Annotated in this window: 25 protein-coding genes; 11 read left to right on the forward strand and 14 right to left on the reverse strand. The window is 26.5% G+C overall.

Going from position 1 to position 22,161, the window contains the following annotated elements:
- Positions 1-25 precede the first annotated feature (25 nt).
- The gene (locus tag RWY47_RS08935; protein WP_224170985.1) at positions 26-214 is read left to right on the forward strand and encodes a hypothetical protein; all 189 of its coding nucleotides are present in this window, start codon (positions 26-28) and stop codon (positions 212-214) included.
- A 99-nt stretch (positions 215-313) separates the two neighbouring features.
- Here RWY47_RS08935 and RWY47_RS08940 read toward each other — a convergent pair whose 3' ends face one another.
- From RWY47_RS08940 to RWY47_RS08965, 6 genes are all read right to left on the reverse strand, one after another.
- Positions 314-919, reverse strand: coding sequence for a recombinase family protein (locus RWY47_RS08940; RefSeq protein ID WP_224170986.1), 606 nt, complete (start codon positions 917-919; stop codon positions 314-316).
- A 522-nt stretch (positions 920-1,441) separates the two neighbouring features.
- Positions 1,442-3,166 carry a hydroxylamine reductase gene (gene hcp / locus RWY47_RS08945; RefSeq protein ID WP_224170987.1) on the reverse strand — a complete coding sequence of 575 codons (1,725 nt, stop codon included), beginning with the start codon at positions 3,164-3,166 and terminating at the stop codon, positions 1,442-1,444.
- 126 nt (positions 3,167-3,292) lie between these two features.
- The gene (locus RWY47_RS08950) at positions 3,293-3,475 is read right to left on the reverse strand and encodes a DUF1858 domain-containing protein (protein ID WP_224170988.1); all 183 of its coding nucleotides are present in this window, start codon (positions 3,473-3,475) and stop codon (positions 3,293-3,295) included.
- Between the two features lie 31 nt (positions 3,476-3,506).
- Positions 3,507-3,947 (reverse strand): Fe-S cluster assembly scaffold protein NifU, encoded by a 441-nt coding sequence (gene nifU, locus RWY47_RS08955; protein WP_224170989.1) that lies wholly within the window; start codon positions 3,945-3,947, stop codon positions 3,507-3,509.
- Positions 3,948-4,016: 69 nt separating this feature from the next.
- Positions 4,017-4,565 (reverse strand): hemerythrin domain-containing protein, encoded by a 549-nt coding sequence (locus tag RWY47_RS08960; protein WP_224170990.1) that lies wholly within the window; start codon positions 4,563-4,565, stop codon positions 4,017-4,019.
- A gap of 25 nt (positions 4,566-4,590) precedes the next feature.
- The gene (locus RWY47_RS08965; protein ID WP_224170991.1) at positions 4,591-5,229 is read right to left on the reverse strand and encodes a hypothetical protein; all 639 of its coding nucleotides are present in this window, start codon (positions 5,227-5,229) and stop codon (positions 4,591-4,593) included.
- Positions 5,230-5,559: 330 nt separating this feature from the next.
- Here RWY47_RS08965 and hcp (RWY47_RS08970) point away from each other — a divergent pair, with 330 nt between their 5' ends.
- From hcp (RWY47_RS08970) to RWY47_RS08980, 3 genes are all read left to right on the forward strand, one after another.
- A complete protein-coding gene (gene hcp / locus RWY47_RS08970) occupies positions 5,560-7,218 on the forward strand; it encodes a hydroxylamine reductase (RefSeq protein WP_224170992.1) in 1,659 nt (552 codons plus the stop codon).
- A 294-nt stretch (positions 7,219-7,512) separates the two neighbouring features.
- Entirely contained in the window at positions 7,513-7,701 is a 189-nt protein-coding gene (locus RWY47_RS08975; RefSeq protein WP_224170993.1) for a ferredoxin, read from the forward strand.
- A gap of 79 nt (positions 7,702-7,780) precedes the next feature.
- Entirely contained in the window at positions 7,781-8,203 is a 423-nt protein-coding gene (locus RWY47_RS08980) for a hemerythrin domain-containing protein (RefSeq protein ID WP_224170994.1), read from the forward strand.
- A 118-nt stretch (positions 8,204-8,321) separates the two neighbouring features.
- Here the strand turns inward: RWY47_RS08980 and RWY47_RS08985 are convergent, their stop codons facing one another.
- From RWY47_RS08985 to RWY47_RS09010, 6 genes are read right to left on the reverse strand one after another with little or no spacing between them, the layout of a single operon-like run.
- Entirely contained in the window at positions 8,322-8,657 is a 336-nt protein-coding gene (locus RWY47_RS08985; RefSeq protein WP_224170995.1) for a cupin, read from the reverse strand.
- Between the two features lie 3 nt (positions 8,658-8,660).
- Complete coding sequence (locus RWY47_RS08990; RefSeq protein WP_224170996.1) at positions 8,661-8,999, reverse strand: cupin domain-containing protein; 339 nt, start codon at positions 8,997-8,999, stop codon at positions 8,661-8,663.
- Positions 9,000-9,042: 43 nt separating this feature from the next.
- Entirely contained in the window at positions 9,043-9,735 is a 693-nt protein-coding gene (locus tag RWY47_RS08995; RefSeq protein ID WP_316030296.1) for an ABC transporter ATP-binding protein, read from the reverse strand.
- Positions 9,707-10,486: an ABC transporter permease gene (locus RWY47_RS09000; protein WP_224170998.1), complete on the reverse strand. Its 780-nt coding sequence runs from the start codon at positions 10,484-10,486 to the stop codon at positions 9,707-9,709. The genes RWY47_RS08995 and RWY47_RS09000 overlap by 29 nt, the downstream gene beginning before the upstream one ends.
- Positions 10,458-11,444 (reverse strand): ABC transporter substrate-binding protein, encoded by a 987-nt coding sequence (locus RWY47_RS09005; RefSeq protein WP_224170999.1) that lies wholly within the window; start codon positions 11,442-11,444, stop codon positions 10,458-10,460. Before RWY47_RS09005 ends, RWY47_RS09000 begins: the two co-directional genes overlap by 29 nt.
- Positions 11,445-11,495: 51 nt before the next feature.
- Positions 11,496-15,344: an acyl-CoA dehydratase activase gene (locus tag RWY47_RS09010; protein ID WP_316030297.1), complete on the reverse strand. Its 3,849-nt coding sequence runs from the start codon at positions 15,342-15,344 to the stop codon at positions 11,496-11,498.
- A gap of 102 nt (positions 15,345-15,446) precedes the next feature.
- Between RWY47_RS09010 and RWY47_RS09015 the strand changes: the two genes are divergently transcribed.
- The 5 genes from RWY47_RS09015 (at position 15,447) to RWY47_RS09035 (ending at position 19,866) form a co-directional block, all read left to right on the forward strand.
- A complete protein-coding gene (locus tag RWY47_RS09015) occupies positions 15,447-16,133 on the forward strand; it encodes a Crp/Fnr family transcriptional regulator (RefSeq protein ID WP_224171002.1) in 687 nt (228 codons plus the stop codon).
- A gap of 945 nt (positions 16,134-17,078) precedes the next feature.
- Positions 17,079-17,504 (forward strand): hypothetical protein, encoded by a 426-nt coding sequence (locus RWY47_RS09020; RefSeq protein ID WP_224171003.1) that lies wholly within the window; start codon positions 17,079-17,081, stop codon positions 17,502-17,504.
- 62 nt (positions 17,505-17,566) lie between these two features.
- Positions 17,567-18,079 carry a ClbS/DfsB family four-helix bundle protein gene (locus RWY47_RS09025; RefSeq protein ID WP_224171004.1) on the forward strand — a complete coding sequence of 171 codons (513 nt, stop codon included), beginning with the start codon at positions 17,567-17,569 and terminating at the stop codon, positions 18,077-18,079.
- Between the two features lie 147 nt (positions 18,080-18,226).
- A complete protein-coding gene (locus tag RWY47_RS09030) occupies positions 18,227-18,664 on the forward strand; it encodes a GNAT family N-acetyltransferase (RefSeq protein ID WP_224171005.1) in 438 nt (145 codons plus the stop codon).
- 905 nt (positions 18,665-19,569) lie between these two features.
- Complete coding sequence (locus tag RWY47_RS09035; protein ID WP_224171006.1) at positions 19,570-19,866, forward strand: hypothetical protein; 297 nt, start codon at positions 19,570-19,572, stop codon at positions 19,864-19,866.
- Positions 19,867-20,363: 497 nt separating this feature from the next.
- Here the strand turns inward: RWY47_RS09035 and RWY47_RS09040 are convergent, their stop codons facing one another.
- On the reverse strand, positions 20,364-20,648 hold the full coding sequence (locus RWY47_RS09040; RefSeq protein WP_316030298.1) for a VanZ family protein: 285 nt from the start codon (positions 20,646-20,648) through the stop codon (positions 20,364-20,366).
- Entirely contained in the window at positions 20,588-20,875 is a 288-nt protein-coding gene (locus tag RWY47_RS09045) for a hypothetical protein (RefSeq protein ID WP_316030299.1), read from the reverse strand. Before RWY47_RS09045 ends, RWY47_RS09040 begins: the two co-directional genes overlap by 61 nt.
- A 251-nt stretch (positions 20,876-21,126) precedes the next feature.
- On the opposite strand from RWY47_RS09045, the gene RWY47_RS09050 reads away from it, so the two are divergent.
- Both RWY47_RS09050 and RWY47_RS09055 read left to right on the forward strand, forming a co-directional pair.
- Positions 21,127-21,591, forward strand: a complete 465-nt coding sequence (locus RWY47_RS09050) for a GNAT family N-acetyltransferase (protein ID WP_224171009.1) — start codon at positions 21,127-21,129, stop codon at positions 21,589-21,591.
- 132 nt (positions 21,592-21,723) lie between these two features.
- On the forward strand, positions 21,724-21,969 hold the full coding sequence (locus tag RWY47_RS09055) for a hypothetical protein (protein WP_224171010.1): 246 nt from the start codon (positions 21,724-21,726) through the stop codon (positions 21,967-21,969).
- Positions 21,970-22,161: the final 192 nt, after the last annotated feature.

Below are 22,161 nucleotides of genomic sequence, written 5' to 3' on the forward strand. Positions count from 1 at the left end.
ACATTTTATTAAGGGAGGTTTATATATGAATTTAGAAAAATCAAATATGTCAGAATTAAAGTTTGAAGAATTACAAGAAGTTAATGGTGGTAAAGGTGGTAAAGGTTTTACATACTTAGAAGTTGGATATGAACTATTTAATTATATAGATAGTCGTCCTAAACGTAACAAAGATGCGTTTTGGAAAGCAGCTAATAAAATGAAATGGTGCTAAGTTAAGCTAAATGTCTAAAAATAAGCCCTCATTTAGTATTTATATAATTAGTACTGAATGGGAGCTTATTTATATAATTAATATTATTGAATTTTGTCCTTAACTTTCCAATTCATATTCCTTAACTCTTCTATAAAATGTATTGCTCTTTAATCCTAGCATTTCCATAGCTTTTACAGCAGTAATTTGTCCTGATTTCCATTCTTGATAAACTTCTTCGAATTTTTCCCCGGGATCTATTTTACGTCTACCAAACTTAATACCTTTTTCTCTTGCTATTTTGATACCTTCTCTTTGTCTTTCTTTTGTTCTAAGTCTTTCGTCCTCTGCCATATAACTTAAAAGTTGAAGAATTATATCTGATATTAAATTTTCTAATCCGTTCATGTCTTTGTATTTAGTAGTATCTAAAAGTGGCATATCTAAAATTACTATATCTACTTTTTTAACTTTAACTAATTCATTCCATTCATCTAATATCATTTGTTTATTTCTTCCAAGTCGGTCTAGCGATTTTATGTATAGTACATCCCCTTCTCTAAGCATCCTTTTTAAAAGTTGATACTCAGGTCTTTTAAAATCTTTTCCACTCGCAACTTCTAAAAATATATAACTTTCATCAATTCCTAATTTTTTTGCTTCTACAATTTGTCTTTCCAAAGTTTGGTCTTTTGTACTTATCCTTGCATAAAAAAATTTTCTCATACAGGTTTATCCTTTCAAGTGTCATTTTCTCTTTCAATAAGTATACTATCATTTTGCAATATTTCAAATATGAAATTGTTTAATTTTTGAAAGAAAATAACTTTTAAAAAGTAAGTATGTCAAAAAGTAGACTTTTTGACATGCTTACTTATTTTGTATTATTTGTATCTTTTATAGTTTAAATTCCTTGAGTAGCTCAAAGCAAATATAAAAGTTCAAATAGACTAATTTTCTTATACATATTATGTCTTTTAAAAAATCAAAAATATTTTACTTAACTAAAATATTTTTATCTATAGATCGAAGTTTTACTAATTCATAGTTTTTATCATATTCTTTTGTAAAAATATAGATCCAATTCATTTTTGTCTATTTATTTTAATATCTCAAAATCAACCTTGAAAAATTCTCTATTTTGTTTAATTTTATCCATATATATATCTGTTTTTAAAATTATATAATAATTTATATATTACAAAAATACTCTCCCATACAATATGTATAGGAGAGTATCTTATAATTTTATTGCTCTAAAAACATTTTTAAATCATCTTCAACGTTAGTTATTCCACCAATTCCAAAGTTTTCAATTAAAACTTTAGTAACATTTGGAGATAAGAATGCTGGTAGAGTTGGTCCTAAATGAATATTTTTAACTCCTAAGTATAATAGTGATAATAATACTATTACAGCTTTTTGCTCATACCAAGCTATGTTAAATGCTATTGGTAATTCATTTATATCTTGAAGTTCAAATACTTCTTTAAGTTTTAATGCTATTAAAGCTAATGAATAAGAGTCATTACATTGACCTGCATCTAATACTCTAGGTATTCCATTTATATCTCCTAAAGGTAATTTATTATATTTATATTTTGCACATCCTGCTGTTAATATTACAGTATCTTTTGGTAAGGCTTTTGCAAAATCAGTATAATAGTTTCTTGATTTTGCTCTTCCGTCACATCCTCCCATTACGAAGAATTTCTTTATTGCTCCTGTTTTTACTGCTTCTACAACTTTATCTGCAAGTGCAAACACTTGATTATGTGCAAATCCACCTATTATTTCTCCACTTTCAATTTCTGTTGGAGGATCACATTTTTTAGCTTGTTCTATTATTTCTGAGAAATCTTTATTATCTTCACTTATTCCTTTTATATGTCTAACTCCAGTAAATCCTGCTGCTCCAGTAGTGTATAATCTATTTTTATAGCTATCTTTTGGAGGTACTATACAGTTTGTAGTCATTAATATTGGACCATTGAAACTTTCAAACTCTTCTTTTTGCTTCCACCAAGCATTTCCGTAGTTTCCTGCAAAGTGAGAATACTTTTTAAATGCTGGATAGTAATGAGCTGGTAACATCTCTGAGTGAGTATAAACGTCAACTCCTGTTCCTTCTGTTTGCTTTAATAATAGCTCTAAATCTTTTAAGTCATGTCCTGATACAAGTATCCCTGGATTATTTCTTACACCTATATTTACTTTAGTTATCTCTGGATGACCGTAAGTTCCTGTATTTGCACTATCTAATAGCGCCATTCCATCAACTCCAACTTTACCAGTTTCTAAAGTTAATGCTATTAATTCATCAATAGTTAAACTATCATCTAAAGTTTTTGCTAATGTAGATTGCATAAATGCATTTACATCTTCATCGTCATATCCTAAAGCATTAGCATGCTTTATATATGCAGACATTCCTTTTAATCCATATATTATAAGTTCTCTTAAACTTCTTATATCTTCATCTTTAGTTGCAAGTACCCCTACCTTAGTTGACTTTTCATCTAATGCTTTAGTTATATCAGCTGATTCTTTTCCGCTTCCAAGTACAGCATCTTTTATTTTACTTAATATATTTACTTTAGCATCCATTTCTACATTTGAACTTGCATTCCATAATGCTGCTTCTGATAAATTCTTTTTATTACTTAATTTAGATAATAAAGACTCTTTAGTAGCTAAAGTTTCTTTAACTCTTTCATAAAATACAGCATCATCAAAGTTTGCATTTGTTATTGTAGTAAATAAGTTTATAGTTATTAAATGATTAACTTTTCCACTCACTTTTTTACCTTCTGCTCTAAGTCTTGTTGTAACTTCTGATAATCCTTTTGTTGTATATATTAATAAATCTTGCATTCTAGCTAAATCTGGTGACTTACCACATACTCCGAATTTTGTACATCCCGTGCATCCTGCTGTCTCTTGACATTGGAAACAAAACATTTTATTTTCCATCTGTATATCTCCTTTAAATGTGTATTTTATTTACTCTTTTTAAGTTAAAAAATAATATCTTTTATAATTGCTTAATCAATATAACTAAATTATATATAAAATAATCTAGTTGTTCTGTAACGCTCGTTACGAATTTAATTTTGATAAAACTTCTTCTAAACTTAAACCATGTACAAAGCATGCTTGTTCTAAAGTTTCCATTGTTGCAGATGGACATCCTAAGCATCCCATACCAAATCCCATTAAAACTTCTGCTGCACCTTGTTTTATTTTTAATATTTCTCCTATTGTATAATCTTTGTTTATCATTTAATTCATCTCCTTATTATTTTTATTTAAATTAATCTTCAAATATTTCATGATCATGATGATCATCATCTATAACTACGCCCTCTAATTCAGGTATGTTTACATTATTTTTTTTAGAATAATCAATTAATGCAGATTTTACTGCTTGCTCTGCCAATACAGAACAATGCATCTTTACTGGTGGAAGACCGTCAAGAGCTTGTGCAACTGCTTTATTAGTTAACTTTAATGCCTCCTGTATAGTTTTTCCTTTTATCATTTCTGTCGCCATTGATGAGCTAGCTATTGCTGATCCACATCCAAATGTTTTGAATTTAACATCCTTTATTATATCATCTTCTATATCAAGATACATTCTCATAATATCTCCACATTTTGCATTTCCAACTTCACCTATACCACTTGCATTCTCTATCTCTCCTACATTTTTAGGATTCATAAAGTGTTCCATAACTTTATCACTATATTGCATTGTAATTACTCCTTTTAATTAATCTTTATAACTTTCATAAATTATCATTTTTATGAAAGTTTTTTTAATCTATATATACTTACGTTCTAATTTTTCTAAAACAGATATACATCTGTCTTTTTCTTGTAAATTATTTGCTTCGTATTCTCTACATTCTTTGTCTATTAAATTTAAGACTTCTTCATTAAGTTCTCTTTGTGCAAATTTATATATAACCCTATCTTCTTTGTCGATGTGTCTTTCTAATAAGTGTGTATATGATATAGCATTTGATATTACATCTAGTTTAGCCTCTTCATCTCCTGACTTTAATCTAACTAAAGCCTGTTCCAAATCTCTCATATATAACCTTCCAAAATCATGCTCCACAAGCATTCCTTGTTTTACAAACTTTTCTGCAATTTCACCTATATGTTCTATCATCTTATTAAAAAGTATATCTTCTTCTTTTTTATGATGATGTCTATCTGCATAATTTGATATAAAATCAATTATTGAATTAAAATCATCATAATTTACATCTTCTCCTTTTAAGATCCTAAAACTTACTTTTCTAACTACTTTTAACATACGCGTTATATATCTATGTTCTTCATTCATTATTTCTATAGCATTCATATTATTTCTCCTTATAAATTAAGCTCTACTTTTTTATGCTTATATAATACTCTCCATCATTCTTTTCGATATATTCAAAATCACTATTTACTTCGTTGACAAAAGCTTTTATCCATAAATTCCTTAAATCATAGAACACTTTAACATTTAGCCCTTTTTCTTCCCATATAACTTTATGAACACAAATTCTTCTTTTCCATTTTACAAGTTCATCTTCTAAAGTAATAATATCATTTACACTATCGCAAGGCATCCCATCTAATATATAATCATTTATGCTATTATATAATTCCTTAGCACTTGAAATACTGCGGTTTGATTTCACTTCCTTCGCAGCTTTAATACCTTGATAAATATATATTTTTTCTAACTTTGTTAATTTATTTCTGTCACTTGATAGTATAAAATATGTCCATGATGCCATTCTTCCTTCAGAGGAATGTATTTTATTTTGTAACCAACCATGTATATTGCTTGTATCTATAATTTCTTCTAAATTTTTATTTGATAATTTAGCTCCATGTTTTAAATTAATTTCATGTTCTATATTTTCTATATCTAAGCACTCTTCTTTTGCCAATTTAATAATTTCATCCTCTAAATTCTCAAACCATAAAATTTTATTAAATAGCCAATAATGTATTTTGCCTAAAAATAAACTCATTTTTATTTCTCCTTTTTAATGTGTATTTTATATACCCTTTTAAAAGTATTATTTAACTTAAATTCATTGCATCAGTATCAATGATTACCATATCTCAAGTATATAACAATATTTTTAAATTTTATGTACCATACGTTACAATTTTATAAATAAATAATAAAAACTTAATTTTTGACACTGTATTTATAACTATATAATTTATATAATAATATGCCATAAATAAAAATTTACTGACTATAACTTTAAAATATTAATTTATTTATAAAATCATGTTATTTTTCAACTCTATTGGCAATCATATTATTGACTAATGAAAAAGGAGTGATTTATATGGATTATCCAATGTTTTGTTATCAATGTGAACAAACAGCAGGTGGGAAAGGTTGTACTAAGATAGGGGTTTGTGGTAAAACTCCAGAAATAGCAGCTCTTCAAGATTTGCTTATATACCAAATCAAAGGAATAAGCTGTTATGCTAATAAGTTGATAAAAAAAGGTGAAAATATAGATAAAGATATAGTTAGCTTTGTTGAAAATTCTTTATTTACAACACTTACAAATGTTAACTTTGATGGTGATGTTCATGAAAAAATGTTAAATCAATCTCAAGAAATAAAACAAGCCTTAAGAAGCAAAGTATCAACTTGTGCAAGTTGTTTTGAGCAAGCTACATATAATTTAAGTGCTACTAGAAATCAAATGTTAGAAGATGCTAAACGTGCAGGTATAATGTATGATCAGAACTTAGATCCAGATATACGTTCTTTAAGACAAACTATAATATATGGGTTAAAAGGAATTGCTGCATATGGTCATCAAGCTAGAGAACTAGGATATTATAACAATCAAGTTGATGAGTTTTATTTTAGAGCATTAGCTGCAACTTGTGACGATAAATTAACAACAGAAGATTTAATAACATGGACTTTAAAAACAGGTGACATGAGTGTTGCTGTTATGCAAAAGCTAGACGAGGCAAACACTACTATTTACAAAAACCCAGCTCCACATAAAGTAAATATTCATATTAAAAAAGGTCCATTTATAATAGTTTCTGGACATGACTTAAAAGATTTAGAAATGCTTTTAAAACAAACGGAAGGAAAAGGAATAAATATATACACTCATGGTGAAATGATTCCTTGTCATGGATATCCAGAGCTTAATAAGTATCCTCATTTAGCAGGAAACTTTGGAGGTGCTTGGCAAGATCAACAAAAAGAATTTGATAATATTCCAGGATGTATACTAATGACTACAAACTGTCTTATGAAACCTAGAGATTCATACAAAGACAGAATATTTACAACTAGTGTAGTTGGATGGGATGGAGTAAAATATATAGGAAAAACTGAAAATGGTGAAAAAGATTTCAGTGAAATAATAGATAAATCTTTAGAACTTGGAGGATTTAAAGAAGACCAAGAACCTAAAGAAATCTTAGTTGGATTTGGTCACAATGCTACACTAAGTAATGCTCCTGCTATAATAGATGCAGTTAAGTCTGGTAAATTAAGACATTTCTTCTTAATAGGAGGATGTGATGGTGCAAGATCTGGAAGAAATTATTATACAAAATTTGCTGAACAAGTTCCAAAAGATTGTATAATACTTACTCTAGCTTGTGGTAAATATAGATTTAATAAACTAGAGTTTGGAGAAGTGGCTGGGCTTCCAAGACTTTTAGACGTAGGTCAATGTAATGATGCTTATTCAGCTGTAAGAATAGCTTTAGCTTTAGCAGATGCTTTTGATACAAATGTAAATAGCTTACCACTTTCTATAATATTATCATGGTATGAACAAAAAGCAGTTGCTGATTTATTAGCACTTTTATCATTAGGAATAAAAGGAATATATCTTGGACCTACATTACCAGCATTTTTAAGCCCAAATGTACTTCAATATTTAGTTGATACATTTGATATAAAACCTATAAGTACACCAGAAAAAGATTTAGCATCTTGTCTAGAAGTACCTATAAAATAAATAACTTAGGAATAATTACTATGTTAGATATAAATAGTAAAAATTTAAACCTAGTAAACATTAATAAATTAATAACTAAGAGATAAATATTAGTTCAAAATGAAAAATAACTACATATTTATGTAGTTATTTTTCATTAAAATATATTTTCAAAATATGTTAAATAGTTATATACGTAACCTTCGTTACAGAAATTAACTGGGAGAAAATGTATTATATACATATCAATAAACCATACATAATTATATTTATTGAAATAAAATTAAAAGATTTTTACTAAGGAGAAAACGATAAATGAAAGCTTTTGTAGACAGAGATACTTGTATAGGATGTGGCGCATGCGAAGGTATTTGCCCAGATGTATTTAGTATAGACGATGAAGGAAAATCTGTTCCTATAACTGAAGATATTACTGCGGATACGTTAGACTCAGCTCAAGACGCTAAAGAAAGCTGTCCAGTTTCAGCTATAAGTATTGATTAATACTAAAAATAAAAACAATGATTAACCAAAATATAATCATTGTTTTATTTATTTAATAAAACAATTTAAGGAGAAAGAAATGATCCATCAAAATTTAACAAGACAACACAAAGAACTTTATAAATTATTATCTGATATGAAACATCTTAGGTATAATATAGAGTCTAATGCTGACAAGATTGCATTAAACATTAATTTATTAGCAGGAAAAATAAATATTCATTTACAATCAGAGGATAAATATTTATATTCATTACTTTTAAATTCTGATAACCCAGAGGTAAGAAAAATTGCAAAAATTTTCATTACAGAAATGGGACACATATCTAAAACATTCAATGATTTTAAATTGAAATTTAATACTAAAAATAAAATTTTAAACAACATAAATGAATTTAACTTAGAATATTCTAAAATAATTGATGCTATTTCTAATAGACTTAATAAAGAAGATAAAAATTTATACATATTATTAAATACAAAAAAAGATACGCACCTATAATTAGATGTGTATCCTTTTTTGTATTTAATAATTAGCCTTTTATGAGAGTATTGCTTAATAACTAAATGGATCTTCCCACCATAAATAGCTATATATAATTTTAATATTTCTATTAATATTATACTTTTACCAATACATTAAATAATTTAGCATTAGTTAAAGCTTTTACTCCATAATCTGTATTAGCTTCTAATGCAACTATATCACCTTTATTTATTACAACTTCATCATCCTCATTGTATAAAATCTTAACACTCCCTTCTATCATTACAAACAACGTTTCCATTTCATAATATTCTTTATCTATATCTTCTCCACTAGCAAAAGAAAAAAATCTTATTTCTATATTATCATTATCTATTAATGCTTTACTTGCTATTGTATTTCCTGTATGACTTATAATATCAGTCATGGAAATAGCTTCAAAGGGTTTTATATTTCTTAAAAACTTCATAGTTTAATCCTCCTTAACAACGACTAAAAGCATCTTCATGTCTTCCTTTGCAGTTACTTGGTGTGGTATATTAGCTGGCATCACTACTAATTGTCCTTTTTTTGCTTCGATTGTTTCTTCTCCTATTTTTACACTAGCAACACCTTGATGAATATATATTAAAGCATCTCCTTTAGCTGCATGAGGACCCACTCCTTCTCCTTTTCCAAACGCTAGTACCGTTATTCCTACTCCCTTTTTCTGAGCCATAGTTACAGTTTCTATTTGTCCTTCTTTACAACTTACTAAACTATCGAAGTCTATTGATTTTGATTTTTCTATATTTCTTATTAATTCTTGCATTTTATTTTCTCCTTATCCTGTTTGTTATTTATAATAATTAAATTTAATTTATTAAATATATTATCTCTTTTTTATATTTGACAAATTCATCAGAATTTATATCTCTATTACCAATACTTTCTTTATCCAATATTATTTCCTTAGCAACTCCAGTTGGTCTTTTTTTTAATACTATAATCCTATTAGCAACAGTTATTGCTTCATCAATTTCATGTGTTATAAATAAAATTGATTTTTTACTTTTATTCCATAATTTTATTAAAGTATTTAGCATTTCTATTCTTAAGTTATAATCTAAGGATTTAAAGGGTTCATCCATTAATAGTAAATCACAATCATAGTTAAAGCCTCTAGCTATTGCGCATCTTTGTCTCATTCCACCGCTTAAAGTGTCTGGATATGACTTTTCAAAGTTCTTTAATCCTACTTCTTCTATTATTCTTAAAGCATGTACTTCTTTTGAATTATCATTTACTATTTTTACATTTTCAAGAACATTCATCCAAGGTAATAATCTATCTTCTTGAAATACATATCCTATAGTAGGTTTTGATGTATGAATTTGTCCTTCGTACTTTTTTACTATTCCTGAAATTATATTTAAAAGTGTGGATTTTCCACATCCTGATGGCCCTATAATAGCCACTATTTCATTTTTTTCGATATTTAAATTTAAATTTTCTATGACTTTAAGTTTATCAAAGCTCTTAGTTAAATTTTCTATCTTTAAAAGCATATCTATCACCTTTTACCTTTTTATTAAACATATAATAGATAACATTATTAGTTATATAAAATAATATTACTATTATTATCGTCCAAGCAAATACATATTCTGTTTCTATATTTACTCTTGAGTTCGTAAGTTCTCCACCAATTCCATTATTACAACTTAACACCTCTCCCATAACTATTATCTTCCATCCAAGACCTATTACTACTTGTAAAGCTCCTTGAAAATAAGGAATTATTGAAGGTATTATTATTTTTTTTAACATCTTAGTCTTAGAAAAACAATATATTTCTCCCATTTCTACTAGTTGATGATCTATATTTTTTATACTTTCCACTAAATTGATTATTACTAATGGAAGTGTAGATATTACTGCTATAAATATACTCGCCTTACCATCAAGTCCAAACCAAATTATTGCTAAAACTAGCCACGATATTGGAGGTACTGATTGCATAAATCCAATTATAGGTGTTAGCAATAGTTCTATTTTTTTATTGCAACCTATAATTATTCCTAAAGCACTTCCAAGAGAAATTGATATAGCTAAAGCTATAATCAATCTCTTAGCTGTTATAAATATATTTACTAAAATTTCTTTTGTCGTAAATATATCAACTAATGCTCTTAATACTTCATTTATGCTAGGAACAATTATTGGAGAATATATATTTGACATAAACTCCCATAATATCAAAATAAATATTATGGATATTAATCTATATTTATTTTGTACTATAATAGAATTCTTCACCTGGAACATTACCTCCAATTGTGCTTGGATCAAATTCAAATAATAGTTTGTAGAAACTGTCTAAACTCTCTTTAGAATCTTTTCCATCTTTGTACATTAATCCTAATCTAGGCATAGATTTTATAACTATTTCTTTATTCAATCCAAAATGTTTTTCTCCTAATTCTCCAGCTACCTCTGGATTTTCAATTAAATAATTTAATGCCTTTTCATATTCTTTTTCAAATTTTTTCATAACCTCTTCATTTTCTTTTATAAATGTAGTTGTAGCTCCTATTCCCGCATTAGGGAAGTTTTTTTCTTCTCCCATTAATTTCTTCCACTCTGTATCATAGCTAAAAGCTATTCTTGCATTTTTATTTCCAGCTAAAGCATTAGTTACTTGCGGTTCTAAGCTTACTCCATGTTCAATTTTTCCTGCTTTTAAAAGTTGTGTTATCTCACTTGGAGTGCTATATTTTATCTCTACATCTTTACCTACTTTTACTCCATTTTTTTCTAAAAAGTATTGAGCAAATATATCTGCTGGAGATGACTTTAATGGTACATATATTGTTTTACCTTTTAAATCTGACCACTCTTTTATATTTTTATCTGTAGTTATAAAGTATACAACTCCCCAAGTGTTTACATTAGTTAACTTTATATCTATACCTTTATTATGAAGTTTAGCTCCTACTGTAAGTGGAAGTGCAAACATATCATGTTTATTATCTTGGGTCATTGCTATCAATTGTTCTGGAGAATTCCAATAATCTAAATTTAGTTCTACATTATCACCCATTACACCCGTTTCTATCATTTGTAGTATAGGTAATGTTGGTGGTGCCTTTGGTACTCCTAAATTTATGCTTGTTTTTTTAGTTTCAGTCTTCTCAACTGGCGTTGATTTGCTACTACAACCTACTACTACCAAACTAAGTATGCATAAGCATATTGTTAAAAATTTCTTTTTCATTTTTTATCCTCCAATAAAATATTTAATTAAACATATTTACTATCTATATTTTTATAAATAAGCTGTAAAAGTTTCTATTAATTCATCATTATTTTTATTCATATTACTATCAAAATATAAATCTAGAATAGGTACATTTATACAACTCTTATATTTATCTCTAATTATTTTTAAGATTGTAGCTGTATTTTCATACATAGAACTTACCAAAATCACTCCATCAACATTATTTACAGTAAGTAATTTACCTAGTCTATATCTTCCTGCTCCACCTTGATACAGAGGTAATTTGTCTTCTAGTTTTTCTAGCATAAAATCTATATCTTTATTAAATGGAGATTCACTTTCTAATATTGAATTAATAATTTCAAATAATGACTTACCTTCTTTTAATAAATTTATATATTTCTTATTTCTTTTATTTTTTTTGGTACTAAAATCTTTCCATAATACATATAAAACTTCTGATAAAGGTTGCTTTATAATTGTATTATTTTCCTTTAATTTTTCTAATTTATTATTAGTAAGGTAGTCTTTATAGACAACTAGTGGCTCTCCTATAATTAATAACTTTTTCTTATTGTTATCTTTTTTAATATTTAATTTTATTTGTTTAGCTAAATTCTCAAAATTCACATTAGATAAATCATTTATTTCTAAATAATTTATTAATTTGTTTAAGTATAATTGACTCTCATTATCATCAAGTAGGGTAAGTAAATCTCCAATAATTATAGCTTTAAAGAATTCTAATCCAAATAATTTATCTCCTAGTAAATCCTCTATAAAAGGTGAATCTAGATTAAGATTTTTATCTATTTCTAAAGCTTTATCTCTTATAAGCTTTCCATATTGTCCAAAAGTCTCACTACCCTCATTAGTTGGTAAATATAGAGTATATTCTTTATCACTATCTTTTACTTTATTAATTACCTCTGCTATTAATGATGTAAGAGAAAAATACTCTTTGCTCATTGAAAATTGTTTGCCATATTCAATAGATTTTTCATTTACTTCATCTAATATAGTTACATTTTTGCCTTGTTTTTCTAAGAAAACTTTAAATATATTACTATATGGATACACATTAGGGATTAATACTTCATTATTAACTTTATTTTCTATGATAATTTCTTCTTTGTTTTCATTTCTAGAAACATTATTATTTAAAGAGTGAACAAAAGCCTCTACCCTAGTTATAACCCCAACTTTAGATGAATGCTCATCTACCTCTATATGAAGATATGGCTTATCTCCTATTTCTTTTTTAAAATAATGACTAAGTATAGTATCGGGCCCACATCCATGATTTGTAATATATATAGGATATAAATTTTTATTGGCTTTTATTATTTCTACACCTGTTAAAGTATGTTGACCAAAAGGCCAGTACATATTTTCGTACTCTTTCTTTATTTTTATTTCTCCTGCTTCAAGATGAGATAAATAAAGTACTTTATATCCAAGCTGTTTTAACTTTTTCTCTATTCCCATATTTAAAATTGGATCCACTATATTATATACTCTACTTAGAATTACAAATACTTTTTCATCTTCATCAATATTTTTTAATACTTCTGACCCTAAATTTTCTAAGTGTTTTTCATAATCAATAAATTTCTTCATTCCAAGCATTACTGCCTTAGTAGTTTCAAGTTTATTTTTACCTAATTGCGCCCCTATAGATAATAAGGTTTTAATCATATATTCCTTGCCAAAATTAAAAGATATAGTTGGACATATTAATTCAACATTTCTTTCTTTTAAATTAAAGACATTGTCTATTATCTTTGGTGAAGTTTGCATATAAACGCAGGAATAGTCTTCTCTAACAGTAGAACCTGCATGTTTCATAGTGTGTAAATGAGGTAAGAAAATATAGTCAACATTTTTTTCTAATAATGACGCTACATGCCCATTTATTAATTTTACAGGTAAGCATGTTTCTTCAAATGAATGTTCTTGACTTAATCTTATTATCTCTTCATTACTTATATCTGAGAGAATAACATTGTATCCTAGATTTCTAAATATAGCATTAAATAAAGGAAACATCTTATTTATAAATAGTACCCTTGGTATTCCAACCGTTTTTTTATTAGGATCTAAATTTTTATCATATCCATCTAAAAACTGTTTTTTATCTTCCTTTTCTAAATAATCATTAGTATTATCTTTTTTTAATTCTACTATTTTTCTTTTACTCTCTTCTTTCGTTAAAACAGCTACTCCTAATGCTCCTGTTACACTAAAAAAGTTTGGAACTATTATTTCTTTGTTCAATATACTTCTAAAAGCATTAACAACAGCTTGGTTGTAAGCTATCCCACCTTGTAAAAATATTGTTTCACCTATCTTTTTATTACCAACTACTCTATTTAAGTAATTTTTTACTATAGAATAAGCAAGCCCTGCAGATATATTTTCTACACTTTCACCTTCAGCTATTGCCTTGCCTATATTGCCTTCAATAAATACTGTACACCTATCACCTAAATTACTTGGGTCATCTCCTTGTAATGCTAAATCTCCAAAATCGGATAATTCTATTCCAAGCTTTTTTATTTGCTCTTCTATAAAAGCTCCCGTTCCTGCTGCACAAATTTTATTCATCTCAAAATCTTTTATAACTGCATTATCTATACTTATATACTTAGAGTCCTGACCACCTATTTCAAATATTGTATCTATATTGTCATTTGCTATTACTGAACCTTTTGCTTGAGCTGTAATTTCATTGACCACTACATCTGCATTTACTAATTTTGCTATATACTCTCTTGCAGAACCTGTTGTTCCTATTCCTTTAATTTTAAAATTCGCTCCTAACCTTTCTTTTAATATTTCTATAGAACTTTCCACAACTTCTTTAGGTTTACCCATAGTTTTTGTGTATATATAATCAATTACTTCATTTTCATCATTTACTACAACGAGATTTGTACTAGTCGATCCTATATCAATACCTAAGTATCCTTCTTTAGAATCTTTGCCTGTACATTTATGCTTGTTTAAACTATCTTTTTGTCCAAATTTATCTAATTTCTTATATATAGATTTGGATTTATTCATGCATTTTATTTTTTTACTTTTAGATAACGTATCATATTTTATAGTTAAATTCTTTTTAGTAGCAGCTTTACATGCCCCAAAACATGATATATATTCAAAATTTTCATCTATTATAATATCTTTGTCTTCAATGCTCAAAACTTCTTTTAAAGCCCTTAAAACACCAATATTATTTATAACTCCCCCTGTTAAAATTACAGGAGTTGTTACACTATTTTTTTGGATAACATTTGCCTTATAGTTTCTAACAAGGGCATAGCACAACCCTAATAATATATCTTCTATCTTAGTTCCATCTTGCTGGTGATGAATCATATCTGTTTTTGAAAATACACTACACCTTCCTGCTATTCGAGGTATTTTAGTAGCCTTTTCTATATATGATGATATATTTTTTATATCTACAGATAATCTAGATGCTTGTTCCTCTAAAAAAGAACCTGTCCCTGATGCACAGCTACTATTCATAAAAAATTTAATATTAGAATTATTAGTACTATCAATATTAGTTATAAACTTTGTTTCCTGTGCACCCAATTCTATAATAGATTTAATATCTTTATTTTTATAAATAGATCCTTCTACCAATGCAATACTATTATTAATATAATAATTTTTACTTATATCAATCCTAGATGCTAAACTTCCTGTTATACCCAATATTAATTCTTCATTAGTATCTGATTTAATTTTATTTATTAATTCATTGTAGTATTTTTCTATATTTCCTTTGTGAAAGTTATATCCTTTTTCAATTACTTCATCTTCGCTATTTGTATAAATATATTTAAATGTCGAATATCCTATATCTATCCCTAATTTATTCATATTTCACCTCTTATTGAAATTAATTATCGTTTACCATTGATATTGATTATAGTATAATGTCAGTAATAAATCAGTCTCACATGAGACACTTATGGAGGTTTTATGAGAAATTTAATAAAAGATTTAAAAAAATCATCCCTTTTTGAAAATAAATCTAATGAAGAACTAGAAAACTTAATTAATTCTATAAATTATAAAATCATTAAGTTAAAAAAAAACGAGACAGTTTTTGATGTATTTACCTTGACTAATTCTATTGGTTTAGTTTTATCTGGTGAATTAACAGTCGAAAAAATTTTACCTTGCGGAAAGCTTATAGTTTTATTTAATAAATTATCTGGTGAGATTTTTGGAGAAGTTGCAGTATTTTCAAATGCAAACGAATACCCTTGCAATGTTATAGCTAAAACTGAGTGTAAAGTTATTTTATTTACTAGAGAAGAATTATTTAAACTTATTACACTTGATAATATAGTTCTAAACAACTTTTTATATTTAATATCTAGTAAGGCATATTATTTAAATTCAAAAGTAGAATCTTTATCCTTCACTTCAGTAAGACAAAAAATTGCACATTCTCTTATACGAGATTTTAATGTTTGCAAGAATAATGATTTTGTAAAATTACCTTTTTCAAAGAAAGTTTGGTCGGATAATTTAAATATATCTAGAGCATCTCTATATCGCGAACTAGATTCATTATGTAGTGATTCAATTATCACTATTTCTGATACTTCTATAATTAAGATTTTAGATTTTGATAGATTAAATTCAGTTTTATTGGAATAAGTTTTTTACTAAGCTAGATTTATAATACATTCTAATACCTTTGCCAATTTCTAGCTTACAAAGTATTATTCAATTAATAATTTGAACTTACTTATTTATCCTACTGTACTAGACTTTATACGGGGTATAACCATATGCTTGTAAAATTACCTTAACGTTATAAGTCCACATTTTCGTGATGCTACCCTTATTGTTATTTATCTTACTAATCTAATTAAAACAAAAAAAGAGTTCCATATCTAAAAATAGATTATAGAGCTCTTTTTATTAGTATTTTGTTAAAAATATAAAACTTTATTTAAGTCCTAATAATACAATTAAATTTACAAATTTTCAATGCTTTCATGTCTCCAACGACTTTGTCAGTTGCTCAAAAGATGTAGGGTAATCCCTCCATCTTTAGTTTGAAAACACCTAATACTAATTGATACTTAAATATTTCATTTTAACAGATATAAATCTTAATAAATAATTCATCAAGCAAAATGTAGCTATATAATAACATGTAAAAATAATTATACTATTAATAGTCATTACGCTCTGAAAAACTAGTAAAATACAAGTAATTATGTAAAACAGTAATTGCAAACTATAATAAGAATCCTTTATAACCTTCATATTCCCGTTGTTTATAGTGTAAATAATAATTTTATTTTTATATGATGTTAAACTATATATAAAAAGAGTTAATGGTATTATAATTGCTGAAATCACAAGGAATGTATACTCTATTTGAATCCCTCCTAAATAATTGTTTATTTAATTATAGCAGAACTTACAGCTAAAAATGCTCACGATACCATATTTGATATTCATACAACAAAATAACCACAAAAATATCTATTTTAGTGGTTATTTTGTTAAACTCTAAGTATATATAAACTAGGTATTCTTTAAAAAGTTTAAGTTAAAATCAATAATTATTTTACGAAGGGGTCAAAATTAATGAAAAAGATAATTACAGCTATTTTACTATGTATGTTTTGTATTTGTATAAGTGGATGTAGTAAGGATAATCAAAAAACAACTTGGAATATGAGATCTATTCAAGATAATAATGGAGAAGTTATTTATTGTTCAAATAAAAGTAAAGATGCTTTTCCAAATGCTATTGTCAAGGATATTATCTGCATTTTACAAGGTTCTTCTGTAATTATTACAGATAAAAGTAGCGATAATAAATGGATTGGAAACTGTACAAAAATGGATTCTTCTCAAGATATTTACGAAGTAATATTTGATAATAATAAAAAAGGTATTTTGAGTAAAAGCATTACTAAATATGAAGATAAAACAAAGGAGAATACATTGGTCATTTCCTGCGAGGGCTATACATTGTATTTTACTGAAAATACAGATGAAACAAATTGAGATTAAATTAGTAATTACTATATAATATAGGTAAATTTGAATTTTAAAAGGGGAATTGTAAATTGGTAGAATATAAAAATAGAGAAGAGTTAATTTTAGAAATTTCAAATCGTTCAAAATTATTCATAGGAGAATTTAATAGTATTAATGAAAAAGATAAAGATAAATTAATTGATGGAGTAGATAAAACCCCAGCTCAAATGATTGCTTATCAATTAGGATGGATGAATCTTATTCTTGATTGGGAAAGTAAAGAGCAGCAGGGGATTGCTGTTATAACCCCAACCCCAGGCTATAAATGGAATAATCTTGGTGGTTTATATGAAAGTTTCTATAAAAAATATGATGCATATACTCTAGCAGAATTATGTGATATGTTTGTAGAAACAGAAAATAAAATTATACAATTAATAAATACATATACAGATACCGAATTGTTTCAACAAGGAGGAAGAAAGTGGTCATCATCAACACCTTCAAATTGGCCAATATGGAAGTGGATTCATATAAATACTGTTGCACCTTTCAAGTCATTTAGGACAAAAATACGAAAGTGGAAAAAGCTGCAACAATGATAAAGTTATCTTTAAATGTATTTTTAGAGAATAGTATTTCTTAGGAATGTCCAAGAAAGCATCTGTTTTAATGGGAGCTTATGAAACTATGAATTCTGCTATAATTAAATTAACAATTGTATAAAATTATTTTAATTAATCGAGAGGATGAAGAAAATGTTTATTACCATTTCCAACTGCTGTGATGAGCAGGAGTTTTTAAATTCAGTTCGATTAAACGGTTTGCTTAAGTACAATATGAAGCAAACAAACGGTAAATTACAAGTTCCAAATGTGGAGTTTGTAAATGTAGCTCGCAACGAAAAAGGCGTTATTATTGGAGGTATCTCTGGTTCTACCTATCTTTCATCCTTGGAAATAGAGGCCCTTTGGGTGCAAGAAACTTACAGGGGACAAAATATAGCCTCGCGTTTGTTGGAAGAAATAGAACATAGGTCAAAAGAATCTGGCTGTCAGCTCGCCCATCTGACTACGTATTCCTTTCAAGCTCCACTTTTTTATCAAAAGCATGGGTATGTTATCTGCGGAGAAATCAATGGATTTCCCGATGATATAAGACTATATACATTGAAGAAGCAACTGTGATATACATCTTAAAGACGAAGGCACTAAATTCTAATTTATATATTGTAAAATAGCCAATAAACTTTAGTAATAATTAAATTAGTCTCAAAGTTTTACTTTAGAGACTAGTTATGTATTTTACATAAAGTTAATACCATTAGAATTTATTTATTTGGATTCTAATGGTATTTTTACTAGATATATTTTTTTATTATTTTTAGATTTTTTCTTGTTTTTATATGAGCTAGTAAATCTTCTAACATCAAGTAATGCAAAAAATAAACCAATTACCCCATTATAATACCTAATTTATCTCCTACTAATATACCGGTTGTAAGGCAAAATATTCCATCAAATTTAAAAAATATGTTAAATCTCTTTAGCGTTTTTTCACTCATTGTATCCCATACACTTCGATTACAATAATTTACTTTTTTTGTTTGTGCATTTTTTCTATATTATTTATTCTTTCTTCTTTTTTATCCTTTGATCTTCATTTATTCTTTCAATACCTTCTTTTAAATAAATCTTAGCATCATTAAGTTCTTGTTTCATTTCTTCCTTAGTTTTAACCATTTTAAAATCTCCTATAAGTAAATTTATCTAAATTATATCAATCATACAACTAAAGTATAATTATTTCTAATTAAGTATAAATTTGTAATTAAAGTATAGGCAATCCTAAAATTTCACTTTAAGGATTAGAACAAAGTTAAAGCTCTTAAAATCCAAATAAATGGATTTTAAGGGCATTTCTACTACTTCTCTTTAAGTAAGTTTTAGTGTAATATTTTTTATATTTCACCCCCAAATAAACCTATCTCAATCCAATTTCAACAATTTTCATTTGAACTTTTATATAATTTAAACTGGTCTTTGAAAATTTCAGAATTTGAGATTTAAGTTTGAATGGAGGAAATTTAGAAATGAGTAAGCATACATGGAAACTAATAGATTGGATTATAGGAGGAATTGGACTTATATTTATAATATCCGAACCTTCAAATTTTTTTGAACCAAATCTATACGAACCAAGTCTATATAGTAGCCCCTATAATATTCCTCAAAGGATAGTAGGTTTATTTTTGATATATTGCTTTTTATCAGTAATATACTGGGTAATAAATAAAAAAATAAATATGGTAGTTCATTATAGTATAATAATAGCCATATATATAGCAATTACTATACTATATGTTATTGCAGTTCAATCAGGTATCTAAAAAACATAATAAGAATTTTAATATTATTTTCTTTAAACTTTTTCAATTTACTTTCAATAAAATCGAAAAGTGGGTAGATTTTATATGGTTCCTAATAAATTAAATTTAAACTTAAGTGCTTCAAAATATATGAAAGATGCAGGTATATACTTTGCTATATTATAGTAATTTATCATATGCTTTATATGGTGTTATAATCTTTATATTTAAGAATAATATATTAAAACTTGTAAAAGATCCTAAAAAAAATGATATAAAAATCATTAATACCCTTAGTGTTAGTTATATATTAATAGGGTTAATTTCAAGCATAATCTATATTGATGGAATATATTTATTAATTATTGTATTAGGCTTTCCTTGGGTTTTAATTAAATATTATAAGTCATAGGCATCTTAATTTATTAAGATGTCTTTTTTACATAAATCTAATGCCTTTATAATCCAAATAAATGGATTCTAAAGGCATTTTTACTATTAAAACAAGTTTTTAAGGATTAGTTGCTTATAATCAAAATCGTTAACCGTAATGTAAGACATATAGTTGCTAAAGATGCGCATATATTAATAAATTTATTCAGTTTTAAATCTGATTTAAATATTTTAATAAGTATAAAGTAAATTAAAATACCTATAGCTCCACCTAGCGTATTATTAATTAAATCTGTTATATCAGATGCTCCTAATCCAAATATAAATTGTGTTACTTCAAATAACAAACTTACTCCAAATATAGTAAGTATTTTTTTTTTGCAAAACTCCAATCCCACTTTAACATACATATATAACAACCTAAAGGTATAAATGCAATTACGTTCTCTATTAACTCTTTGGTATAAAGCTTGCCATTTGATATTACAGAACTTCCATAAGGGACTAAGTTAATACTTCTTTCCCCAGAAACTGCTACACCCATTTTAAATACTATTAAAAAGGTTAGTATAAACAAATATATTATCAATAAAATACTCGTTACCTTATAACTGTTGTTGTTTTTACTTATTTCCATTTTACTTCCCCCTAAATACTTTATCTAAATTTAATAGTAAGTTATATAAAATAAAAAAACTAGTAAAAACTCTTATACTATTAAAAAATTTATTTAAATTACCTATTCTAATTTAAATAAATAGTCTTAAAATTTCTTAGCAATGATCACAAAAGTATCTGTTATTGTGAACACACTTAAATTAAAAGTTCTGATATGATTTAATTAGAAAATGTTTCAAGATGAATTATAAAAATGCTAGGGGGATAATTATGTTTAAGATTATAGAAATACATGATATTGAGGTTAAGTCTAATGTTGCTGATTGCATATTAAGAAAACTGCCTGAGTGGTTTGATATTGAAGAGTCTATAGTTGAATATGTAGAAGGTGTAAAAGATACTAAATTTTATGTAGCTTATGACGTAGAAAAACCTATTGGATTTATAAGTATAAAGCATAACAATGAGTACACATCAGAAATATATGTTATAGGAGTATTAAAAGAATATCAATGTAAGCATGTGGGAAAATCATTAGTTGAGGTTTCTAATAACACATTAGCCAGCAAAGGTACTAAATTTCTTCAAGTTAAAACACTAGGACCATCAAATCCAAATAAGTACTATGCAGCTACAAGGAAGTTCTATAAAAGTGTTGGTTTTTACCCATTGGAAGAAATAAAAGAACTTTGGGATGAAATAAATATATGTTTAATAATGATAAAAAATATTTAATTAGAAAGTAACCATAAATATAAAAAACTGTTCAATAAAATATCTGTTTTAGTGAACAAATCCTAAATTTAAAGGTATTATATAATTAAGTTATCAAATTAAAAAATAAATAACAAAGTAGGGGTAGAAAATATGAATAGAAGAGGGACTGGAACAATATTTTGTTTAATATCAGCAATATTATTTTCAACAAGGTATATAAGTGCAGCAATTTTTAGTTCGAATGTTTCTTCTTGGGATGCAGAACTATTTTCACATATGTTAAGTTATGTAGGGAATACTCTTACAACACTAAGTATAGTTTCTTTAGTTGTAGGTATTGCATATTTATTAGCAGCAGAAATACTAGAAGAAAAAATAAGAAATAGTAAACACTAACTTCATTTGATTTATAAAAAGAGGGTGAAAATTTAACTCTCTTTTTATGTTCACAAAAGCATATGATTTTATGTGCAGTTTCTTATATTAAAACAACAAATCTTAAAATTTCACTTCTAGTTATCTTAAAATAAAGTTAATGCCCTTAAAATCTAAATAACTATATTTTAAGGGCATCTTTACTACAAGTCT

This window comes from Paraclostridium sp. MRS3W1 (assembly GCF_032465715.1).
Taxonomy (GTDB): domain Bacteria; phylum Bacillota; class Clostridia; order Peptostreptococcales; family Peptostreptococcaceae; genus Paraclostridium; species Paraclostridium dentum.